Annotated in this window: 16 protein-coding genes; all 16 read right to left on the bottom strand. The window is 32.6% G+C overall.

Annotated features, from left to right (window positions below):
- Nucleotides 1-19: 19 nt before the first annotated feature.
- The 16 genes from H5S41_RS10110 to H5S41_RS10035 all read right to left on the bottom strand — a co-directional run bounded on the left by H5S41_RS10110 (nt 20) and on the right by H5S41_RS10035 (nt 18,260).
- Nucleotides 20-988 carry an IS30 family transposase gene (locus H5S41_RS10110; RefSeq protein WP_085720378.1) on the bottom strand — a complete coding sequence of 323 codons (969 nt, stop codon included), beginning with the start codon at nt 986-988 and terminating at the stop codon, nt 20-22.
- 67 nt (nt 989-1,055) lie between these two features.
- A complete protein-coding gene (locus H5S41_RS10105; RefSeq protein WP_182603223.1) occupies nt 1,056-2,153 on the bottom strand; it encodes an FRG domain-containing protein in 1,098 nt (365 codons plus the stop codon).
- A gap of 107 nt (nt 2,154-2,260) precedes the next feature.
- Complete coding sequence (locus H5S41_RS10100; protein WP_182603222.1) at nt 2,261-3,970, bottom strand: putative glycosyltransferase family protein; 1,710 nt, start codon at nt 3,968-3,970, stop codon at nt 2,261-2,263.
- A gap of 215 nt (nt 3,971-4,185) precedes the next feature.
- A complete protein-coding gene (locus H5S41_RS12170; protein WP_182603221.1) occupies nt 4,186-4,362 on the bottom strand; it encodes an acyltransferase family protein in 177 nt (58 codons plus the stop codon).
- A 129-nt stretch (nt 4,363-4,491) separates the two neighbouring features.
- A complete protein-coding gene (locus H5S41_RS10090) occupies nt 4,492-6,192 on the bottom strand; it encodes a 6-pyruvoyl-tetrahydropterin synthase-related protein (RefSeq protein ID WP_182603220.1) in 1,701 nt (566 codons plus the stop codon).
- Between the two features lie 14 nt (nt 6,193-6,206).
- On the bottom strand, nt 6,207-7,562 hold the full coding sequence (locus H5S41_RS10085; protein ID WP_182603219.1) for a DUF6056 family protein: 1,356 nt from the start codon (nt 7,560-7,562) through the stop codon (nt 6,207-6,209).
- A 25-nt stretch (nt 7,563-7,587) separates the two neighbouring features.
- Entirely contained in the window at nt 7,588-8,346 is a 759-nt protein-coding gene (locus H5S41_RS10080; protein WP_182603218.1) for a glycosyltransferase, read from the bottom strand.
- A 19-nt stretch (nt 8,347-8,365) separates the two neighbouring features.
- Nucleotides 8,366-9,139: a DUF4422 domain-containing protein gene (locus tag H5S41_RS10075; protein WP_182603217.1), complete on the bottom strand. Its 774-nt coding sequence runs from the start codon at nt 9,137-9,139 to the stop codon at nt 8,366-8,368.
- Nucleotides 9,140-9,201: 62 nt separating this feature from the next.
- Nucleotides 9,202-9,837, bottom strand: a complete 636-nt coding sequence (locus H5S41_RS10070) for a YveK family protein (protein ID WP_182598658.1) — start codon at nt 9,835-9,837, stop codon at nt 9,202-9,204.
- A gap of 2 nt (nt 9,838-9,839) precedes the next feature.
- Nucleotides 9,840-11,015: a hypothetical protein gene (locus H5S41_RS10065; RefSeq protein WP_182603216.1), complete on the bottom strand. Its 1,176-nt coding sequence runs from the start codon at nt 11,013-11,015 to the stop codon at nt 9,840-9,842.
- A 13-nt stretch (nt 11,016-11,028) separates the two neighbouring features.
- Nucleotides 11,029-11,955: a glycosyltransferase gene (locus tag H5S41_RS10060; protein ID WP_182603215.1), complete on the bottom strand. Its 927-nt coding sequence runs from the start codon at nt 11,953-11,955 to the stop codon at nt 11,029-11,031.
- The gene (locus H5S41_RS10055; protein WP_182598661.1) at nt 11,955-12,941 is read right to left on the bottom strand and encodes a glycosyltransferase family 2 protein; all 987 of its coding nucleotides are present in this window, start codon (nt 12,939-12,941) and stop codon (nt 11,955-11,957) included. Before H5S41_RS10055 ends, H5S41_RS10060 begins: the two co-directional genes overlap by 1 nt.
- 22 nt (nt 12,942-12,963) lie before the next feature.
- Complete coding sequence (locus H5S41_RS10050; protein WP_182603214.1) at nt 12,964-13,893, bottom strand: glycosyltransferase family 2 protein; 930 nt, start codon at nt 13,891-13,893, stop codon at nt 12,964-12,966.
- Nucleotides 13,894-13,927: 34 nt separating this feature from the next.
- Nucleotides 13,928-15,364 (bottom strand): flippase, encoded by a 1,437-nt coding sequence (locus tag H5S41_RS10045; RefSeq protein ID WP_182603213.1) that lies wholly within the window; start codon nt 15,362-15,364, stop codon nt 13,928-13,930.
- Nucleotides 15,365-15,369: 5 nt separating this feature from the next.
- Nucleotides 15,370-16,488, bottom strand: a complete 1,119-nt coding sequence (gene glf / locus H5S41_RS10040; RefSeq protein WP_182603212.1) for a UDP-galactopyranose mutase — start codon at nt 16,486-16,488, stop codon at nt 15,370-15,372.
- A gap of 176 nt (nt 16,489-16,664) precedes the next feature.
- Complete coding sequence (locus tag H5S41_RS10035) at nt 16,665-18,260, bottom strand: IS1182 family transposase (protein WP_259395115.1); 1,596 nt, start codon at nt 18,258-18,260, stop codon at nt 16,665-16,667.
- Between the last annotated feature and the right edge of the window lie 85 nt (nt 18,261-18,345).

Here is an 18,345-nt window from a genome sequence, read left to right as displayed (position 1 = left end):
CCCGAAATGTCAATTTAAATTAGAAAAATGTTGAAAGCTGTTCATCTGTGACGTGACTTAGGAATACTTCAAGTGGTGTGCGGTAGTGAAGTGACTTCCGTGGAATAGTATTTCGTTTGTGCATCAGCTGGGTGATTAGTTCATCTGGTAAATTACGGAAGTCTAATCGTTTACTGAGACCGTCACGACGTAAGATACCATTATTGTTTTCATTCAGGCCGCGTTGATTGGGCGCTCCAACCTCCGCAAAATAAGTATGAAGATCATGTTTATTGGCAATCTCACGCCAGCCCGCGAATTCCTTACCATTATCAAAGGTAATCGACTTAACGAAATGACGAGGTATTTTAGAAAGCCATTTATCCAAGTGATAGTTAACTGCTTCATCAGTTTTACGATGAACGTTAAGCACAATCATCACCTTAGATTGACGTTCCACCAAGGTCATGACCGCACCACGATGAGCTTTTCCTTGAACAGTATCAGCTTCAAAGTGACCAAACTCGTGTTGGTAGTGAGGAAAATCATGGTATCGCTGGTAAATACTCCGACCGAGATGCCCCGCCTTACCACGTCGTTCGACATAGCCATTGGGGTGTCGCTTGCCTTTCATCGGTAATTGCTGGACGGCAAAATTGTACTGTCCACGAGCAAACATCCGATAAAGTGTCCGCATACTACAGCTAATTGTCCGTTCTGCTCGACCAATGATCGTATCAGGTGTCCAGCCCGCTTTAACCTGCTCATTGATGTAGCTGATCTCATCCTTGGCTAGCTGAGCCTGCTTACGACCACAACGCTGCTTATTCCGTTGGTAAGCCTTAAGATACTGTGCAATGGTCTTACCGCTATCAAGAAATCGATAGACTCGGTAAATAGTTTCTTGGCTTCGTTTAAGCAGTTTAGCAGCTTGATAAGCCTTCGTACCTTGGTGCCAAAAATTAGCTATGAGGGTTAGTTCACGTGTGGTAAGATGTTTATAAGTCATTTGTGATGTTCCTTTACTTTTGTTTGTGGTTATTCAAAAGTCTATCACAAATGGCTTTTTTATTTTTCTAACTTAATTTTACAAACGGCGCATCATAATTATTAAAGACTGCGCCATGGTAATCTGTATAATTTACTTCTCCTACAAAAGGGACGAATAAAAATAATCCCTTCTGGTTTCTTATTCTTTCATCAATTACTCGTGGTTTTACAATTTTAGGCAAATATAGCTCAATTGGGTTTAACTCTCTCTTAAAGACACCTATATCGTTTGTAATCATATAATATAAATGCTGCATTGACAGATTTTCAATAATTGTACTTCTATAATATTCTATATCATTTAGCGAATTTCTAGACTTATTTTCATAGTAAACTTCATTCCATTTTCTACGATCAGTCGTGTTTCTTAAATGCTCAGAACGCAAAGCAAAAAACCTACTTATCTCATTTAAAAGAGCTTGTTTATCATCGGGAGACATTCTTACAATCGTCGATTCCAACTCTACTTCGTCACTAAAGGCTGACTTCCTTATTGAAACCTTTCTTGTTAAAAAAATGTTATTAGATTCACCTATATCCTTAAAATCATCTAGTATATTTTGTTTATCTAAAAGTTCTAAATTATTTTTAAATATCTCAAAATTTAATCTATTACTAAAGGGATAAACAACTCCATTCTCATTAGGATTGCTACAAGAAAAGAACAAAGCAATTAATGGATTTGTTGTTAAATCAAGTAATCTAGTAGGTAGTTGATGATGTTGCATTAATGCCAATCTTTCAAAATTATTATTACAATGCGCAAATAAATCAGGAGCTTGCATTAAGAAATTTATATATAGTTTATCTTCGCTCTCCACAAACTTTTCTTTACGAAACAAACTAGGCACTATACTTTCTATTATTTTTTCGTCACATTCTTTTAAGATTTCTAAATGAGTTGAATTTAAACTTATCTTTTTTAGATATTTTTGATCTTGTCCACGAAAATATAATTCATCATTAATTCCAAGACAATTATGTAGGTTTTTAACTTTTGATATATAGTCTGATAAGTTTTCGATTTTTCTACAATTTCCATTTTTTCTCCTCGTATTTAAATAAATGATTATTCTAATTAAGCTGAAACTTGACGGCTCAGAATTACGGTAATCAACTATCATTCTGAGCTTATTCCCTAAAAGCAAAAATATCAGAGCTCTTACAGCATAACTTTTTATAAGCCCTTTTTTCGAGAAAACATAACTATCTTTTCTACTACTTTCTAATCTCAGTTCCTTATCCTTAATAAATACATGTTTTTTATAAAAAAGGCAATTCCTACAATCCAAGTCAAAATACTAATTAATATAGAAATCCTATCTAAATTAGATAATTTATACCTAACCTTAATTAAATCGCTATTATTAGTTTCTCTTACAACAATTCGCCTATAACTATCAACTTTATAAGATAGTTCTTGGTCATTATTATTATAAATTTTCAAATTCCTATAAGTGAAAATTGGCAGCGTTATATTTCTAGCACTTTTGAATTTACTATTACTAAATTCGATTTCATTAGGATTAGCAATAACTTTTTTCAAAGTAAATTTTTTCCCATTAATACTAGCACTCTTCGATATTATTCCAGGAAGCTTTTTAGTACCATCCATAGGAGCATAATCCCCTAAATGGTATAAGGCTGGTTCTACTTTTTTTCCAGAATCAGTATAGTTAACTCCTTTTGGTGTAAACGTAGCCAAAGCAAATTTTTCATTATTATTTACTGGATTTTTAAAATTGGTTATACCTGTATACCATGGCGTTATGATAATTAAAGATAATACAAATATGCCAATCGCTCTTACATAAGAAACAGCAACACTATTCATTAAAATTTTACATTCATATCCTGCAATTAGGCTCAATAAATATGACGATATCGTTAAAAATCTCCAAGGAAATTGAATAATGCTTAATGGTGTTTTTTCAATTAAGTTCCAAGGCAATAGCGATGTCGATATAAATAAAAATATTATGCCTAACAAATAGATTATCTTATATTTTCTATTCCAATTTTTATACTGTGCGATTCCTAAAATTATTGCCAAAAATAAGATTATACCAATATTATAAGTATTGCCCGCATCACCACGAGTCAAATTGTTATTCAGCGATTCAATAATAACTTTACTTGGTAAAAGAGCTTGTGCAACCATATCCATTTTATCGGGTTGCGATATTTTTTGATATGTTTCTTGCTCTAAGAAAGGAATTAAAAAAATCGCTGAACTTAAAATAGAGATTATTACAGCCTTTCCAAGAGCTATAATCCGTTTAATTTTTTTATTCTTTTTATAAGTTATGAAAAGAATAAAAAGAATAAATAAAAAAATAATATAAAGCACTACACTAAGTAAATGTGATAAAAGGACAAATGACATACCGAACCCAAGGAATGGCCAGTCTTTATTATTTCCTAATACAATTGCATACACCCCATATACACATAATGGCAAAAATGTTAATGCTATAAATTCCCCTAATGCAAATCTTGCATAAATATCTATTGTTCTATAAGAACAAAACGTATAGATCACTGCTGTCATAAAGGACTGTAGATTATTATTTGAAAACTTTTTTGTTGTCCAGTAGGTGAATGTCAACGTTAACAACGTATAAAATGCTATTCCAATATATATTGCAATAACACTATTTTTTACAAGTAAGCCAAAAAAGACAAATGGTAATAACGTTACCCAAGGATAGAATAAATTTAAGGGATAACCAATACTATGAAAAGTATAAGTGTATATGCCAATAAAGAGATTCCCATTTCTAAAGTTAGTTGTCATCTCTAAAATTCTATGAAGTTGAAATATTAAATCATCACCATAAAATATTATATTTGTTTTTACCAACGGTAAGATAAATAGCACTGAAAAAACACAAAATAATACTAATAATATGAACCTTTTAACGATTATATTGTTTTTCACTATACCCCTCCTAGCTACGCTCTAACTTGTTTTTATTATTAATTTTCAAAATTAATAATCTAATTTCAATCCAAATAAATAAAATAAGAATATCTAATAGTACACGGCTGAAAATGTAAAGGTACCCACTAATATGAGTACCCCAGACCCAAAAGAAATCTATAGCATTTGTATATAGTAACGGTAATGTTTCTCTCCTATAATTTTTTGTCTTTTTATATCTTCGTTGTAAATCCAGACATAATAAAAAATATAGGCATATGAAATGAATATATCAATAATGTTAGTAAATTCTCACCAGGTACTCCTGTTAAGCTATGTCCTGTAATCATAGCTAAAATTGCGATACCTTTAACTATGTCAACCCACTGAATCCTTTTGTTTATTTTCATCACGCCGTCCATGTCACTGTATTCTATTAAGTGAACAGTATCTCCTCCTTTTAAGGCCTTATATTTATTAAACTCTAAAAAATATTATTCATATTACTTTATCTTTACTATGCAAAAAGCAATCCATGCCTAATTTCTTTTATTTACATAACGAAATAAACACATCAATATAGTCCCACTCCATCCGATAAATGCTATTAATCTAAAAATCAATAGCAAATTAATTGGTTTATATGAAACTATAATCTTATATTTTCCCCTATTAAGCTTTAGTAAAACAGTGCCTCGATCTGACACTTTATAATTACTGACTTTATTATTAATGCTTACACTTGTATGTCTATAAGCTAAAGCAGGTAAATCAACCTTACTACTTTCTTTCAAGTTTATATTGTATATAAGTTTATTAGCACCGCTTCTTTGGAGTACTTTAGTCTCTTTATTATTAATAAATGTAGCTCTATTAAATATTGACTTCCAATTTTTAAATGCAGCTATTGGCATATAATCTGTTTCACCGTATAATGCGCCATATGAAAACTGCTTATTATAAGAAGTGTTTGTAAGGATAATTGGTGTATCTGACGAATCTCTAAGGGTTTTATATTTACCTTGACGACTACTTGCTAATATTGCCACATTATTATCAGTATTTTTATTTCTTGCAATATCCGAATAAATACTACCTGCATATAACAAAATAAAAGCTAATAAAATAACACTAGTAACTATATTGGTGCTAATAGTAGAATAGTTTAGATTTAAAAGTGCCTTTGACAATATGATTGATAAAAAAACAATTGCATAGCTGGTATAGCGATATGGAAATTGAATAATGGATAATGGAGTATTAGCAAAGTATTGCCAGGGAAAGGCAGTTGTGATCATTAACGTAATAATTACACCAATAATATAAACCCAAGTGTACCTCGAATTTTTCTCTATAAACATCCAGCCAAATATTAAAGCTATTAGAAGTACTAGACCGATTCCTCCACGATTAAGTGCATCATTTGAAATAGCCGATACAATGAAATCGCCTGCTGACTGCATCAACATAAATCCAGAAGCTGGTCTCATTAAATCGCCGTGTAAATAATCTGTAAACAATGGAATAAATTGCCATGCCGAAAGTAAAACAAAAAGCACCATTGCCTTTATTAAGTTAATAATTTTATGCCATTCTACTTTTTGATTTTGGATAAAATAGCAAATTAGCATAATGAAACAAACCTCAACTGAGATAAAAACGCTGACATAATGACTATAGGCCATCAATGACATTCCAACAGCTAACATTATCCATTTATTTCGATATAATATATTCCACATTCCAAGTAATATTAATGGAATAAATGTATATGCTTGTGCTTCGCCTAATACATAATTACTTAAAGTAAGATAAAGATGGTACGGAGCTATTAAGTAAATAATTGCAAAAAAGATAGATTGTCGAATATTCCCATTGGTAAAAGATTTCATGCAATAAAAAGCAATTAACCCTGTGGCTAAGAATAAAAGCCACACATATACCAAATATGCTGTAACAGGAGCAAAAACAAATTTTAAGAGCGCCCATGGATATAAAAAAATACTTGGATAAAACAAAAAATTAGCATTCCCAACTTTGCTAAAAGTATCAGTAGCAATATAGGTAAACCATTGTCCTTTTTGTAAATTTAAATAAATTTGTTGAACTCTTGATGCGTGAAAACTCCAGTCTGAATGAACCCCTATTTGACCTACCCACAAAAAGGGCATAATCATTAATATTGTAAAAATAACTAATGTAATAGTGGCTACAATATTCTTTAACCTTTTATTTTTCATAATACTCCTCTTTATCACCAAATATTTGTCCACAATGGCAAAAATCTATTTAATTCTATACCCTTAATCTGCAAAATAAAAATTGACATATTGATAATTGCAAATACTGATAATACAATTAATACTTTTTTATTCTTACTTAATATATTTTTTACTAAGGGAATGCACATTATCAAAAATGTAAAACCTAACACTGCAAAAGTTCTTGTTGCAGAGACATAACTTGTAGGAGAAAATCCAAGTGCTATTCTCGCTAAAAGCGCTCCCCCTAATAAACTTATCATTTCAATATATGAATAACTATTTTGTCCATAATAATATGTAAGGGCAAGCAAGATAATATAACAACAATATACTAGAAACTGCACTATTGAAGTGATAGTGATTTGATTAAGTAATCCTAATTTAGGAAAGTTAAATAAACTACGAAAATGTCCTGTTAAAATAAATACATCAAACAAAATGTTAGCAACAAATAAAAGAATTAAATTAGCTCCAGATATCAGTATATGTTTTTTTGAAATTAAAATATGTGCCCAGAATATCAATAAAGTTAACAACATTACTAATAATGAATTACTAAATAGAACATGTTCTCCCGTTGTCATAAAGCCAATATCTAACTTATTAATCATATTTAGTTTAGAAAATTCTGGGAACCATTTTGCAGTTTCTAATTGGCTCCGCACTCTATTCCCAGGACATAAAATAAAATATACAAAGTTAAGTAATATAAATACTAATTGCAAGCAATTATACTTATAATTAAAGTTAACATTATGCTTTAACGTCCATATCGTAATATTAGCAATATAAACAATAAGCAAAACAATCATAATTTGCTCATTATTAGTGGCATATATAACTGCTAAACTCGTTAATATATATTGATACCATTTCATCTGCTGGTCTACTAACAAAGGAGTAACTGCATAAATTGCAACTATTATTGGCCACAAGTAAGTTGTTGTAGTAGCAATCCACCCTGCTGTACTAAAATATGGAAATGGAGTAAGCAGTACTAATAAGCATAAACAAATATCTACATATATGCTATTCTCACTATTAAAAATTTTAGACATGCTTTCTAATAAGACATAAAATAGCAGAGCAGTAACGAATGAAAAATATATTATATTATGAGTTGAAAAAAGATACATAAAAAAGTTAATAATTGTTCGAGAAGACCAATTACCATATTGGCTTACTACATAATTAAAACTTTTCTGAACCGTATTAAACATTTCTCGATGTTGAAGGTTATAAACATCATCACCAATAAGTGGTACTTTATAAAAAAAGAGAAACATTAAAGCAGATACCATTATAAAAAATAGTGTCCTATATTTAAGATAATTTTTACTTACCATAAGTCTTTTTTCCTTAATCAATAGCTTATTTATGCTCATCTAGATACCTATGAACTTGTCGTTTTGCATATCGATACCAAGGTGTTGTATATTTCTTAATTCCTTTAGTATCCCATTTTGTTACAGTTGTATTTATATATGGAAAATAGCTGCCGTATTCTTTAACTATTTTTTTTCCAATTCTGACATAATTTTTGTCTTCAGACCCACCTGTAGATTTATGCCAAATTCTTGACGGTACAACATAGTTCTTCTTGCCATTTATAATTGCTTGGAGGCACTGTTCTACAGCATAAAAATGCCAACCTGCTAAATTAGTAAACGGTTGTTGTTGCCAATAACTCTTTTTTATAACAAAAAAGCTCTCATCAACAGTTTGAACTTCAGTAGTTTTATCTATGCTCGTTCCAATAGATTCTTTATCTTGTCCTTGTACAATTGTTGTAACAATAAAGCTTTTATTTTTATATAATTTCCATGGGCTACCTGCAATTCCTGCTACTCCAAAACTAGGGATTGCTTTAATAGCGTTTAATGTATCACGTAATGCATATTCATCAAGAAATCTAATATCCGGATGAAGAAAAACTAGGTATTTCCCACTTGCTTTAGTCGCTGCTTCATTATAAGCAGCACGTGCCGAGGAATATTGCTGATGATCATTGTTTATCTTTATTAGTTCATAATCAACATCTTTTTGCTTTTCTAGTCCCTGCTTAAATTCTTGATATATATTCTCATGGTTAGATATTGTTATTAATGAATATTCAAATTTAAAACCCATTACTAATAATACACTTCCTTTATATGCTATGTTTCAATAATCTTGCAGCATCAATTCGTGTCATCGAATCAGAATTATACTCAACAAGCTTTTTCATTTTTGGTTGACGATGTTCTAACCAAACATTAAGTAAACGTTCCCCCAAAAAGCCAAATAATCTTTGTTGGTATTGATCATAAGAAGAAATATCAACTTGTTTTTCTACCATGAATAATATCTTAAAGAGCCATTCACAATACTTATCCATTTCTTCTTTTCGTGTATAAAACATATTATAAAATGAGGCTTGGCTATTATGTTTCATAATCTTATCAAAAGAAGCAATATAATTTGGAAATAACTTTTCTATCGTACTCCGCGTTATCTCTAAATCCTTAATATGATGGAAATGATTAAATTGCTGCCATAAACTCCCCTCTCCTCCTACTTGAGGAGTTGCAACAATCCAGTCTACATTATTACTAAGCAACTTATCTAGTCTTTCAACCGACACCGGATTAGCATGTCCCTTCATTAAAGTAGTTAGATATAAATTCTTGGAAGTTGTATATTTAGAAAAATAACGGCGATAATGGGCCAATCCAATAGTTTCATCCTTTGCATTTTTCCACATCCAATATAATCCTGTTAATTCACAAAAACTGAAATTCTTATCAGAAATGTTATCTCCAACATTATCAGTAATAAAATTATCTGGATTTTTATTCTTATTTGCACCAACTAATAATGGAACATAACCAATCGGTAAGTTTTTATATTCAAAATGTTTATGTGTTATTACGTAGAACGTCATTTTAATCCTCTCAAATAATTACTAAAATTTGAAAAAAAAGAGGGATACTAATTAATCCCCTCTTATTTAAGATACTTTTTCCATGTTACGGCAACAAAAGAAATAACAATTCCTACTAAAGCCCCTAATGCTATTCCAACAACAATATATTTTTTCTTATTTGGAGTAGTATTTGTTTCTATATCTCCAGTAGTAGCCTTAGATAAAATATGGACTTGTCCTGCACCAGGTTGTATTTTAGGTAACTCTTCCTGAAAGCCTTTAGCTACTGCATTAACAAGTGCAACAGAATCACTAGCACTATCTGTTCTCACTTTTATTTTCATTACTAATGACTGAGGATGAGTAATTGCATTAACATCATCTTTAATAGTCTCTGCAGAATATTGATGTTTTAATTTTTTTGATAGATACTTTCTAGACGCAATGGCAACTTGTTTATCTTGAACTACATCACTATAAGTATCCATCATATTTAAATCAGCTATAACTATTGGCTGTTGGTTATTTCCTTGATTCAGTTCATTTTCACTAATCTTATGGGAAATAACTACCGATCTTTCAGCAGTATAAGTTGTATTTTGCTTATGTTTTGCTAGTAAGCCCATACATACTCCTCCAATAATAGCTAAAATAATCGTTATAGCTAAACCTTTCCAAAAACTGGAACTTAAATCTTTTAATCTATATTCTTTCAAAACTAGCCCTCCGAATTAGAATAGTATGCATTACCTGCTAGTAATGCTATTAGAAATGGATTATACGATATATCCAAAATATGCTGCTCTATAATACAGCTAACTGTTAATAATAACATTATTGCTGCTAAACAGTATCCCCTTGTATCAGTTGATCTCATGCCAATCAAAGTCATAATAATAATAACAAATAGGAACATTATCAGTCCATATATTATTGCCAACCTAATAAACGAAGAATCAATGTAAAAATATCCGCCACTCATCCCACTTTGATAGAATTGTTTAAAACCTTGGTTACCACCGAAACCGTGCTCAATAATATGCTTGCCAAAAAATGATATACCATATTTTTCAAAGGCCAGATGTGATAACTCTAATCGTTTAGAAACAATACTATTAACAACTTGAAATAAACGATTACTTGGCACAAATAATATTGCCGCAATTACCGTAATATATGACATAATCGGCGCAACAATCCAATAGAATGATGCAATTTTCTTATTTAAACTATTTCCCTTATTAGCTTCCCTTGCAATCATCATTACTGGAATAGTCAATAAACTAACAATAACATCAAGTCGCGCTTGAGTTAATAGATACATTACAATGCTTATAATTACTACTCCAATATAAGAACGCCAAGTTATCTTTTTAAAGTATAAATAATAATATGCAAAAATTAATGAAGAAATGTGTGACGCAAAATCAGTTGGATAATTTATTCCCATTGAATGACGCAAAAAATGCTCACGTACATATATTGAATCTTTTATAATTCCTACTTGAGAATAAATCATTGTTAATATTAGCATGATAAGCCCTAGTTTAAAAAAGTAGTTAATAATTAAACGAAAATCTATTCCCTTAGCGCCTAAAATAAATAATACATATACTAAAATATCTACAGCTTGAGAATTTCGCCAGCTAATAAATGCCAGCAGAATTATTGCAGAATATAATAATATATTTTTCCAATTTAAATTATCAAAAACATATATCTTCAATAATAATAAAACAATTGCAATATATGATAATCGGCTAAGTAAGTTTATAGAAATTATTGGCGTAAATGTCGTAAAACGCAAAAATGAAAGGACATAGTAATACAGAAAAGCAAAGTAATATATATTCTTTCCTGAAATAGTCACAGATTGTAACCTTTTTATAGTCATTTTCTACATTCCCTTACTTTTTTAGATATATTAGGTACCAATCGCCTAAATATTGGCGAAGCCGCGGATAACATTTGATATATTTTAGTAACTGTATACCTTTAATTGGGTTACTAGTATCATAAAATTGCTTTCTTTTTGCTAGCCACTCGCTATTTTTATCAAGAACACTATCTTGATGGGTCGTGTTACTATTAACGTCCTTCTTTATAAACTCACGCATCGTTTTGTTATTAAAATCAGCTGAAATTTTAATCCAACTTTTCTTCGCAGAAACTGACTTTAATTTTTTGCTTTCCTTAGCAAACGCACTCTTTTTATGATTACGCCATTTGATTAAATCATCAGTAAAAGTATATACACCATTACTCATCAACCCCATTCGCCATAAGAGAGCATCATGAGGGTAATCAGGCTGCCAATAATTTTTACTAAGCACCAACAATTCTTTGCGAACACAATACGTGCATCCCGGTGAATTTACTAATAAATAATTATCCTTTAATGGAACTTGTTTTAGTTCTTTATTATTTTTCCACGGATCGATTCTTTCTTTGCCATCTTCAAAAAATTCGCAGTAATTAGAAGTTAATAGTTTTATTTGAGGATTTTTATCCATCAACTGGGTCATTATTTTGATCTTATCATTACGCCAAATATCATCTTGATCACATGGAAAAACTAAATCTCCAGAAGCACTCCACATTGCTTCCATAAAGTTTCGTCGCCAGCCCTTATTATGCTGATTAACTATAACTTGCCAATTGTTTAAGTTATTTTGGTTAATATACCGTCTTACTATCTCTACTGTATGATCTGTGGAACAATCATCAGCAATAATTACCTCATCCGCTAACTGTGATTGAGTATGTAGAGAGTCCAATTGTTCAGTTATATATTTTTCGCCGTTATAGGTTGACATTACCACTGAGGTCTTCATCAATTATCTCCTTTGCGTTGCTCATACTGTGACCATGCGTATCGATATAGTGGAAGTCCTAAGCACAGCAGGTAATAAGCAATCTTATCTCGTCTAGGTGCTTTTTTATTTAGTATTGCTTTTTTGTTTAGTTTAATATATTTAACTAATTGTTTCTGTACTTCTTTTACATCCTTACTATGAAGGGTTTGATTTAAAGTGCTAAAACGAGCATAAACCTGCCGTCGTGAAACAGCAGATTGTAGATCAGGATACTTTGCAGTAACATCCTTTGCCATTTTATCTGTCATTTCCAATAACTCTAATTTTTTAGGACTAAAATTTGATCGCACAATTGAATTAGGACGAATAACATAATAGTATTTTCCGCTAAAACCACAAGCAACTTTATCACATTGCAAAAAAAGCTTGTAAGTTGAACCAATATCTTCAAATAATTTATCCTTCGGAAAGAAATCATCTGTATATAATTCTTTTCTGCCTAATTTTGCGTAAGCACAAGTATCAACTAAATCATGGTAGCACATCATTTCAATACATGTTTTACCAGTTAATACTGCCTTAGTTTGATTACCATCATCCTTTTTTCGCCCAGACCCACTATATACATTAATTATTGAGCAAATAGCTAATGGTGCAGTAAAATCTGTTTCTTTAAGCAGGTTATACATAAATGAAACATAATCTGACGTAACATAATCATCCGAATCAATGAATGTAACATAATCACCAGTCATTAACTTCAGCCCGTAATTACGAGCATCCGAAAGGCCACCATTTTCTTTATGAATAACCTTGATACGTTTATCTTTTGCACCATATTCATCAGCAATCTTTCCTGATGAATCAGTTGAGCCGTCATCAACTAACAGTACTTCAAGATTGTGGTAATCCTGATTAATAACCGAATCTAAACATTTAGAAAGATATTTTTCAACATTATAAATTGGAATAATAATTGTAATTAAAGGCTTATTTGTCGCCATATTGTTCACCTATTTTATAGTTTTAATTGGAGAGAAATTTATCAGGATGACTAATCATTAAATAATCCAATAACAGTCTTCCTCGTAGATGAGAACGAATTGGTGGTAGTTTTATAGCCAATTTTAAATTATTAGTAAAACTACTTTGACTAGCTAACGTAGAATATGCGGTTAAATACTCAGCATCTTTTCCATTCAGCTCATTGCCATAAAGACGTTGAAATTCTGTTGCCATTTTGGTCATTAATAGGAATCCATCAAGTTCACCTGAAAGATTGAAAAAACGATTAACTAGTTGCTTAGGCGCTTGACTATCACTTCCACCGACAACATTATCTACATGTTGTCGATATAGAATAGACGGTACCGAATCATAAATGACTTTCCCAAAAGCTGAAGCTACCTCTGCAAACCACCAATCATGCATCGCAATCTTATTCGTATCCAGCATGTTTAGTCGTAGTTTATCTTTTAGTTTTTGATTGATCATTACTGTACAGCCAGTAACACAATTGCCAAAAAGGAAGTGCTGAAAATCACTCCAAACACGACCACGCTTCATCAATTCCATCGGCTGTAAACTATCATTTACTATTTGTAATTCTGTATGTAAACAAATTGGAAGTTGCTGATAATTTTCTTGTTTTACTAAGTCTAATGCTCGTTGGACCTTATCCTCTTTCCAGATGTCATCCTGATCAGAAAACATGTAAAAATCAGCATTAGTATATTCAAGTAATCTTATAAAAGACTCTATAACTCCAACATTACTAATATTATCCTTATTAATAAAAGTTATTCGTTGATCATTTTCAGCAAAACTTTCAATAATCGAAGCCGTTTTATCACTAGATCCATCATCACGAATATATAAATGCCAATCATGATTACTTTGATTTTGAATCGACTTAATTTGTTCAGTTAAATATTGCTCACCATTATAAGTCGACATTAGTATAGCAATTTTATCTTGGTTCATATAATAATCACTTTCTTTTAGCTTTACGTGAATTAATAAGCTCTTGTGCTTGCTCAATGACTGGAGCACGGAATAAAAACAATGCAAATATATATACGACTGCTCCTAATGATACTTCAAGAATCAAGTTTGCAATCGTCATTTGAATAACATTGCTTAACCGATACACAATTATAAACATAATCAATCCACTCAACAAATACTTCCACGTGCTAGCAAATAATCGACGGCGACGAATTGTAGTTCGAATATACACCAGTTGCACTGCAGTAACTGCAAATTCTGAAATATCAGTTGCTAATGCTGCACCACTAGCACCCCACTTTGCAATCAGTAGGAAATTAGCAAGAATATTGACAACAGCTCCAATTGTCACAGAAATAGTATACTCTCTTGTTCGATTAATTGGCATTAAGTACTGGGTACCAGTAACGTTACTCCAACCAATGAACAAAATAATTGGTGCTTCAATCATCATTAAGCGCCCAGCATCATTAAATTCTGCCCCTAAAAACCACGGAGCAAACGGTTCAGCAATTGCCATAATGCCAAACATCATTGGTGCTGCTAATGCAGTAATAAAATCAAAGGAATTATATAAGCTTTCTCGAATTCCCTTAACGTCCCCCTTAGAAAATTTATTAGCAATATGAGGGAGCATCACTTGTCCAGAAGCAGTAACAACTGCCAAAACAACCTTAGTTATCTGATCAGTATTTTGAAACTGACCTAATTGATTTTGCGTTGACATTCGTCCCAACATAAGTCGATTAACAACTAAGTATACCTGTGTTGTAATTGTTGGAATAAATAACAACAAGGCTGGATAAAAGTGCTTAAATGGATGCCAAGTTGAAATCGGCACCCATTTAATTTCTTTACGAAGGTATGGCCACAAAGTTAAATTCCCGACCAAATTTGATAAACCTAGTAAAGCAATATACTTTCCAAGATCATTATGGTCTTTAACAATGAGGAAAATTAGTGCTACAGAAGCTAGCTTTACAACCATATTCCGGAAAACAATTCGTTGAAAATTTTCTATTCCCATAAAGTACCATGAGACATCCACCCCAGCTGCAATAATCCAGAATGACTGAAGTAGAAAATAGTGCTTAAAAGTTGTACTAAACAGTAGTACTGCAGCAAGATAGGCACCAAGGGCAATTAAGATTGTCATCCCTTGGAGCATTTCAATTCCCCAAAAGATCTTAGACCGATCAATTGGATCATCACGGTGATAGGCCACTTCCCTGTTTCCATAAAGGGCAATTCCCATTTGTCCAACAAGCATGAAGAAGGTCATCCAACTGTTTGTATAAGAGTTAATTCCCACAAGTTCAGGTCCTAATACACGAGCAATATATGGAACTGTAATTAAGGGTACTAACAGAAGTAAAATCTGATAGACCACATTATACAAATAATTTTTAATAACCTTCATGGCTACTAATCAAACTCCTTATTAACAGCTGTTAAAGCTGCATGTAATACTTGATCCATGTTGTAATAACGATATTGTCCTAAACGACCACCAAAAATAACATTATTAGCCTTTTCGCCAGCTAACTTGGTATATTGCTTGTAAAGGTCGTTATTCCGTTGATTATTAATCGGATAGTATGGTTCATCACCACGGTGCCAGTCAGCAGGGTATTCACGAGTGATGATCGTTTTATCCTTATCACCCTTGCCAAATTCAAAGTGTTTATGTTCAATAATCCGCGTGTATGGTGTTTCAGCATCGGTATAGTTAATTACCGCGTTACCTTGATAGTTACCGACATTCTTTTCTTCTGTTTCAAACCGTAAACTCCGATATTGAAGTTCACCTAATTGATAATCAAAGAACTGGTCAATCATCCCAGTAAAGACAATCTTCGGGTAATCCTCAAGGTACTTAGCCTTTTGATCAAAGAAGTCAACACCAGTCTCAACATCAATTAAGTCGCTATCAAGCATCTTCTCAACGATCTGGGTGTAACCGCCAATCGGAATCCCTTGGTAAGTGTCATTAAAGTAGTTATTATCATATACCAAACGTACTGGGAGACGCCGAATAATAAAGGTCGGTAATTCAGTTGCCTTTTGTCCCCATTGCTTTTCAGTATAGCCTTTAATTAACTTTTCATAGATGTCGCGGCCAATAAGAGAAATAGCTTGCTCTTCTAAGTTCTTTGGTTCCTTACCAGCCATTTCTTGTCGTTGCTCATTAATCTTAGCCATTGCTTCTTCCGGCGTACGGACTCCCCACATTTCACTGAATGTATTCATATTAAATGGCAGGTTATACATATGCCCCTTGTAGTTAGCTACAGGACTGTTCGTGTAGCGGTTAAATTCCGCAAATTGGTTAACATATTCCCAAACTTCCTTATTAGAAGTATGGAAAATGTGGGCACCATATTGGTGGACTTGAATCCCGTCTACTTCCTTTGTATAGATATTACCAGCGATGTGATCGCGCTTTTCAATTACCTTAACGCGCTTACCTCGTTTAGCAGCTTCATAGGCAAACGTAGCACCAAACAGGCCAGCACCTACTACTAGATAGTCAAAATTTTTCATTGTTCTCTCCATATCATAACTTTTACATACTTTTGTATAATACTACATTACTACAGTGTTTGTGAAGCTTAGAAATATTTACCATAATTTAAGATTATTTAATAACTCTTGTAACATTTTAGTAAAAGTCCTGCAATATAGCAATTTTACTAAAAAGGGGCTGTGACATAAGTCCTTTAAATTAAGAGAACCGTTCGGAATTTCATTTGAAATTCTGAGCGGTTCTTCCTTTTCTTAAAATTAATACTAAATATGGACAGCCTCCCGGCGATCTTTTTCATATTCAGTGCCATTAGGGCAATTCCAATCTGACTTTTGGCTTTCTTGAGACCACGCACCGTGAACCTCTTGAAACCCAAATAAGCTTTCAAATTTCCAAAAACAGTTTCTACATCGTACTTGCGACGAGAATACGTAGTGGACTTTGAAAGCGACTTACGTGCTTTAGCTTTAAAATACTCCCATTGTGGATTAACCATAATATACTTAGTATTTCCACGTGGCGTTAATGCCTGAGGAATAACTTGGTGATTTTCATCGTACTTTTCGGCTTGATATACCTTAAAGTCGCGATGGAACTTATATTTATCGTTTCGGTAAGCGTATCGTTTAAAATTAAAGCGGACTCCAGCTGGATTGACATAGTAATCATCGTCTTCATGGTATTCCCAATTCATAACCTTTCGATCATCAGAGCGCCATTTGCGACTATTCTCTTTAATCATCGTGCTATAAGGAATTAGGGCGGTGCAATCAGGCAACTCATCTTCAAGATATTTATAATTACGTTCAGACCCATAACCAGCATCGGCTACAATTTCTCGTCCCAAAACTTCGTTCTGGGCGAGCTGCTTAAGAAATGGAATTAGTGTTCTCGTATCAGTGGGGTTTTGCATTAAGTCATAACCAAGCGTAAATTGCGAATTAGTCATAATTTGAAGATTATATGCCGGCTTAGTTTGTCCATTACGCATTGGATCTTCTTTAACGCGCATAAAAGTAGCTGCGTGATCTGTTTTAGAGTAGCTATTCCGTGAACCAGCGATCTGCATTTGAGTACGATATTCTAAATTTTTTTGGCGACAGTGTTCTAAAGCGCGGCGATATTTTTTGGCGTGGCGTCGTTCTTGTTTGGCCGGATTAGGCGAAACCTTAGCGGTTTCGCTTACCTGTTGATTCAATTCTTCGATACGTTGTTCAAGAAGCGCAATAATAGTATCGAGCTGATCAACGTCAAAGTTATTCTCGTCAACGTCGATTTTAACTTCAGCTTGCTTGATTTCTTGAAGCAGTTTACGGGCTTTTTCAACGTTTAATTCACTATATTTGATCGTACGCTTCTTCCAAACAAAGGAGTACTTATTTGCGTTAGCCAGAATTTTAGTGCCATCAATAAATGAAGCCTCATCAATCATTCCTTGAGCTTTCAAGTAGTCATGAAACTCCTTAAAACTGCTTTGGATCATTTCTTCTAAGTCCTTAGAAATCACAAAGCGAGCAATCGTACGGTAAGTTGGTCGCTGTTCTTGAGTTAACCACATTGCGACAATATTTTCACGAGCAAAGCGTTCAATTTTCCGACAGGAAATAATACCGTAACTGTAGGCTAAAAGGACCAATTTTAATAACATTCTCGGATCGTATTCCCTTGGTCGCCCCATAATATTAGGCTTGCGGATCGCAAGGCCTTCAACTAATTGGTTAATATAACGAGCAGGATGGTTTAATTCAGGTTCATAGGCAGTAGGTATGTTCAAACTAAGTTGATTCATGTTATAATTAGTTTCCAATGTTTTATATATCCTTTCGAGGGTATTTTGAAGACATCGACGGGCTGGTCGGTGTCTTTTTCTTTTA

It is taken from the genome of Limosilactobacillus albertensis, from assembly GCF_014145555.1.
Classification (GTDB): domain Bacteria; phylum Bacillota; class Bacilli; order Lactobacillales; family Lactobacillaceae; genus Limosilactobacillus; species Limosilactobacillus albertensis.
The sequence above is the reverse complement of the archived record's forward strand: the minus strand, read 5'-3'. Positions and strand labels throughout refer to the sequence as shown.

What these genes read in the sequence shown, in the direction of transcription:
- H5S41_RS10065 (WP_182603216.1), bottom strand. Translation starts at nt 11,015, where the DNA reads ATGACTATAAAAAGGTTACAATCTGTGACTATTTCAGGAAAGAATATA.
- H5S41_RS10110 (WP_085720378.1), bottom strand. Translation starts at nt 988, where the DNA reads ATGACTTATAAACATCTTACCACACGTGAACTAACCCTCATAGCTAAT.
- H5S41_RS12170 (WP_182603221.1), bottom strand. Translation starts at nt 4,362, where the DNA reads ATGAAAATAAACAAAAGGATTCAGTGGGTTGACATAGTTAAAGGTATC.
- H5S41_RS10035 (WP_259395115.1), bottom strand. Translation starts at nt 18,260, where the DNA reads ATGAATCAACTTAGTTTGAACATACCTACTGCCTATGAACCTGAATTA.
- H5S41_RS10080 (WP_182603218.1), bottom strand. Translation starts at nt 8,346, where the DNA reads ATGGGTTTTAAATTTGAATATTCATTAATAACAATATCTAACCATGAG.
- glf (WP_182603212.1), bottom strand. Translation starts at nt 16,488, where the DNA reads ATGAAAAATTTTGACTATCTAGTAGTAGGTGCTGGCCTGTTTGGTGCT.
- H5S41_RS10055 (WP_182598661.1), bottom strand. Translation starts at nt 12,941, where the DNA reads ATGGCGACAAATAAGCCTTTAATTACAATTATTATTCCAATTTATAAT.
- H5S41_RS10085 (WP_182603219.1), bottom strand. Translation starts at nt 7,562, where the DNA reads ATGGTAAGTAAAAATTATCTTAAATATAGGACACTATTTTTTATAATG.
- H5S41_RS10105 (WP_182603223.1), bottom strand. Translation starts at nt 2,153, where the DNA reads ATGATAGTTGATTACCGTAATTCTGAGCCGTCAAGTTTCAGCTTAATT.
- H5S41_RS10060 (WP_182603215.1), bottom strand. Translation starts at nt 11,955, where the DNA reads ATGAAGACCTCAGTGGTAATGTCAACCTATAACGGCGAAAAATATATA.
- H5S41_RS10075 (WP_182603217.1), bottom strand. Translation starts at nt 9,139, where the DNA reads ATGACGTTCTACGTAATAACACATAAACATTTTGAATATAAAAACTTA.
- H5S41_RS10090 (WP_182603220.1), bottom strand. Translation starts at nt 6,192, where the DNA reads ATGAAAAATAAAAGGTTAAAGAATATTGTAGCCACTATTACATTAGTT.
- H5S41_RS10045 (WP_182603213.1), bottom strand. Translation starts at nt 15,364, where the DNA reads ATGAAGGTTATTAAAAATTATTTGTATAATGTGGTCTATCAGATTTTA.
- H5S41_RS10050 (WP_182603214.1), bottom strand. Translation starts at nt 13,893, where the DNA reads ATGTCGACTTATAATGGTGAGCAATATTTAACTGAACAAATTAAGTCG.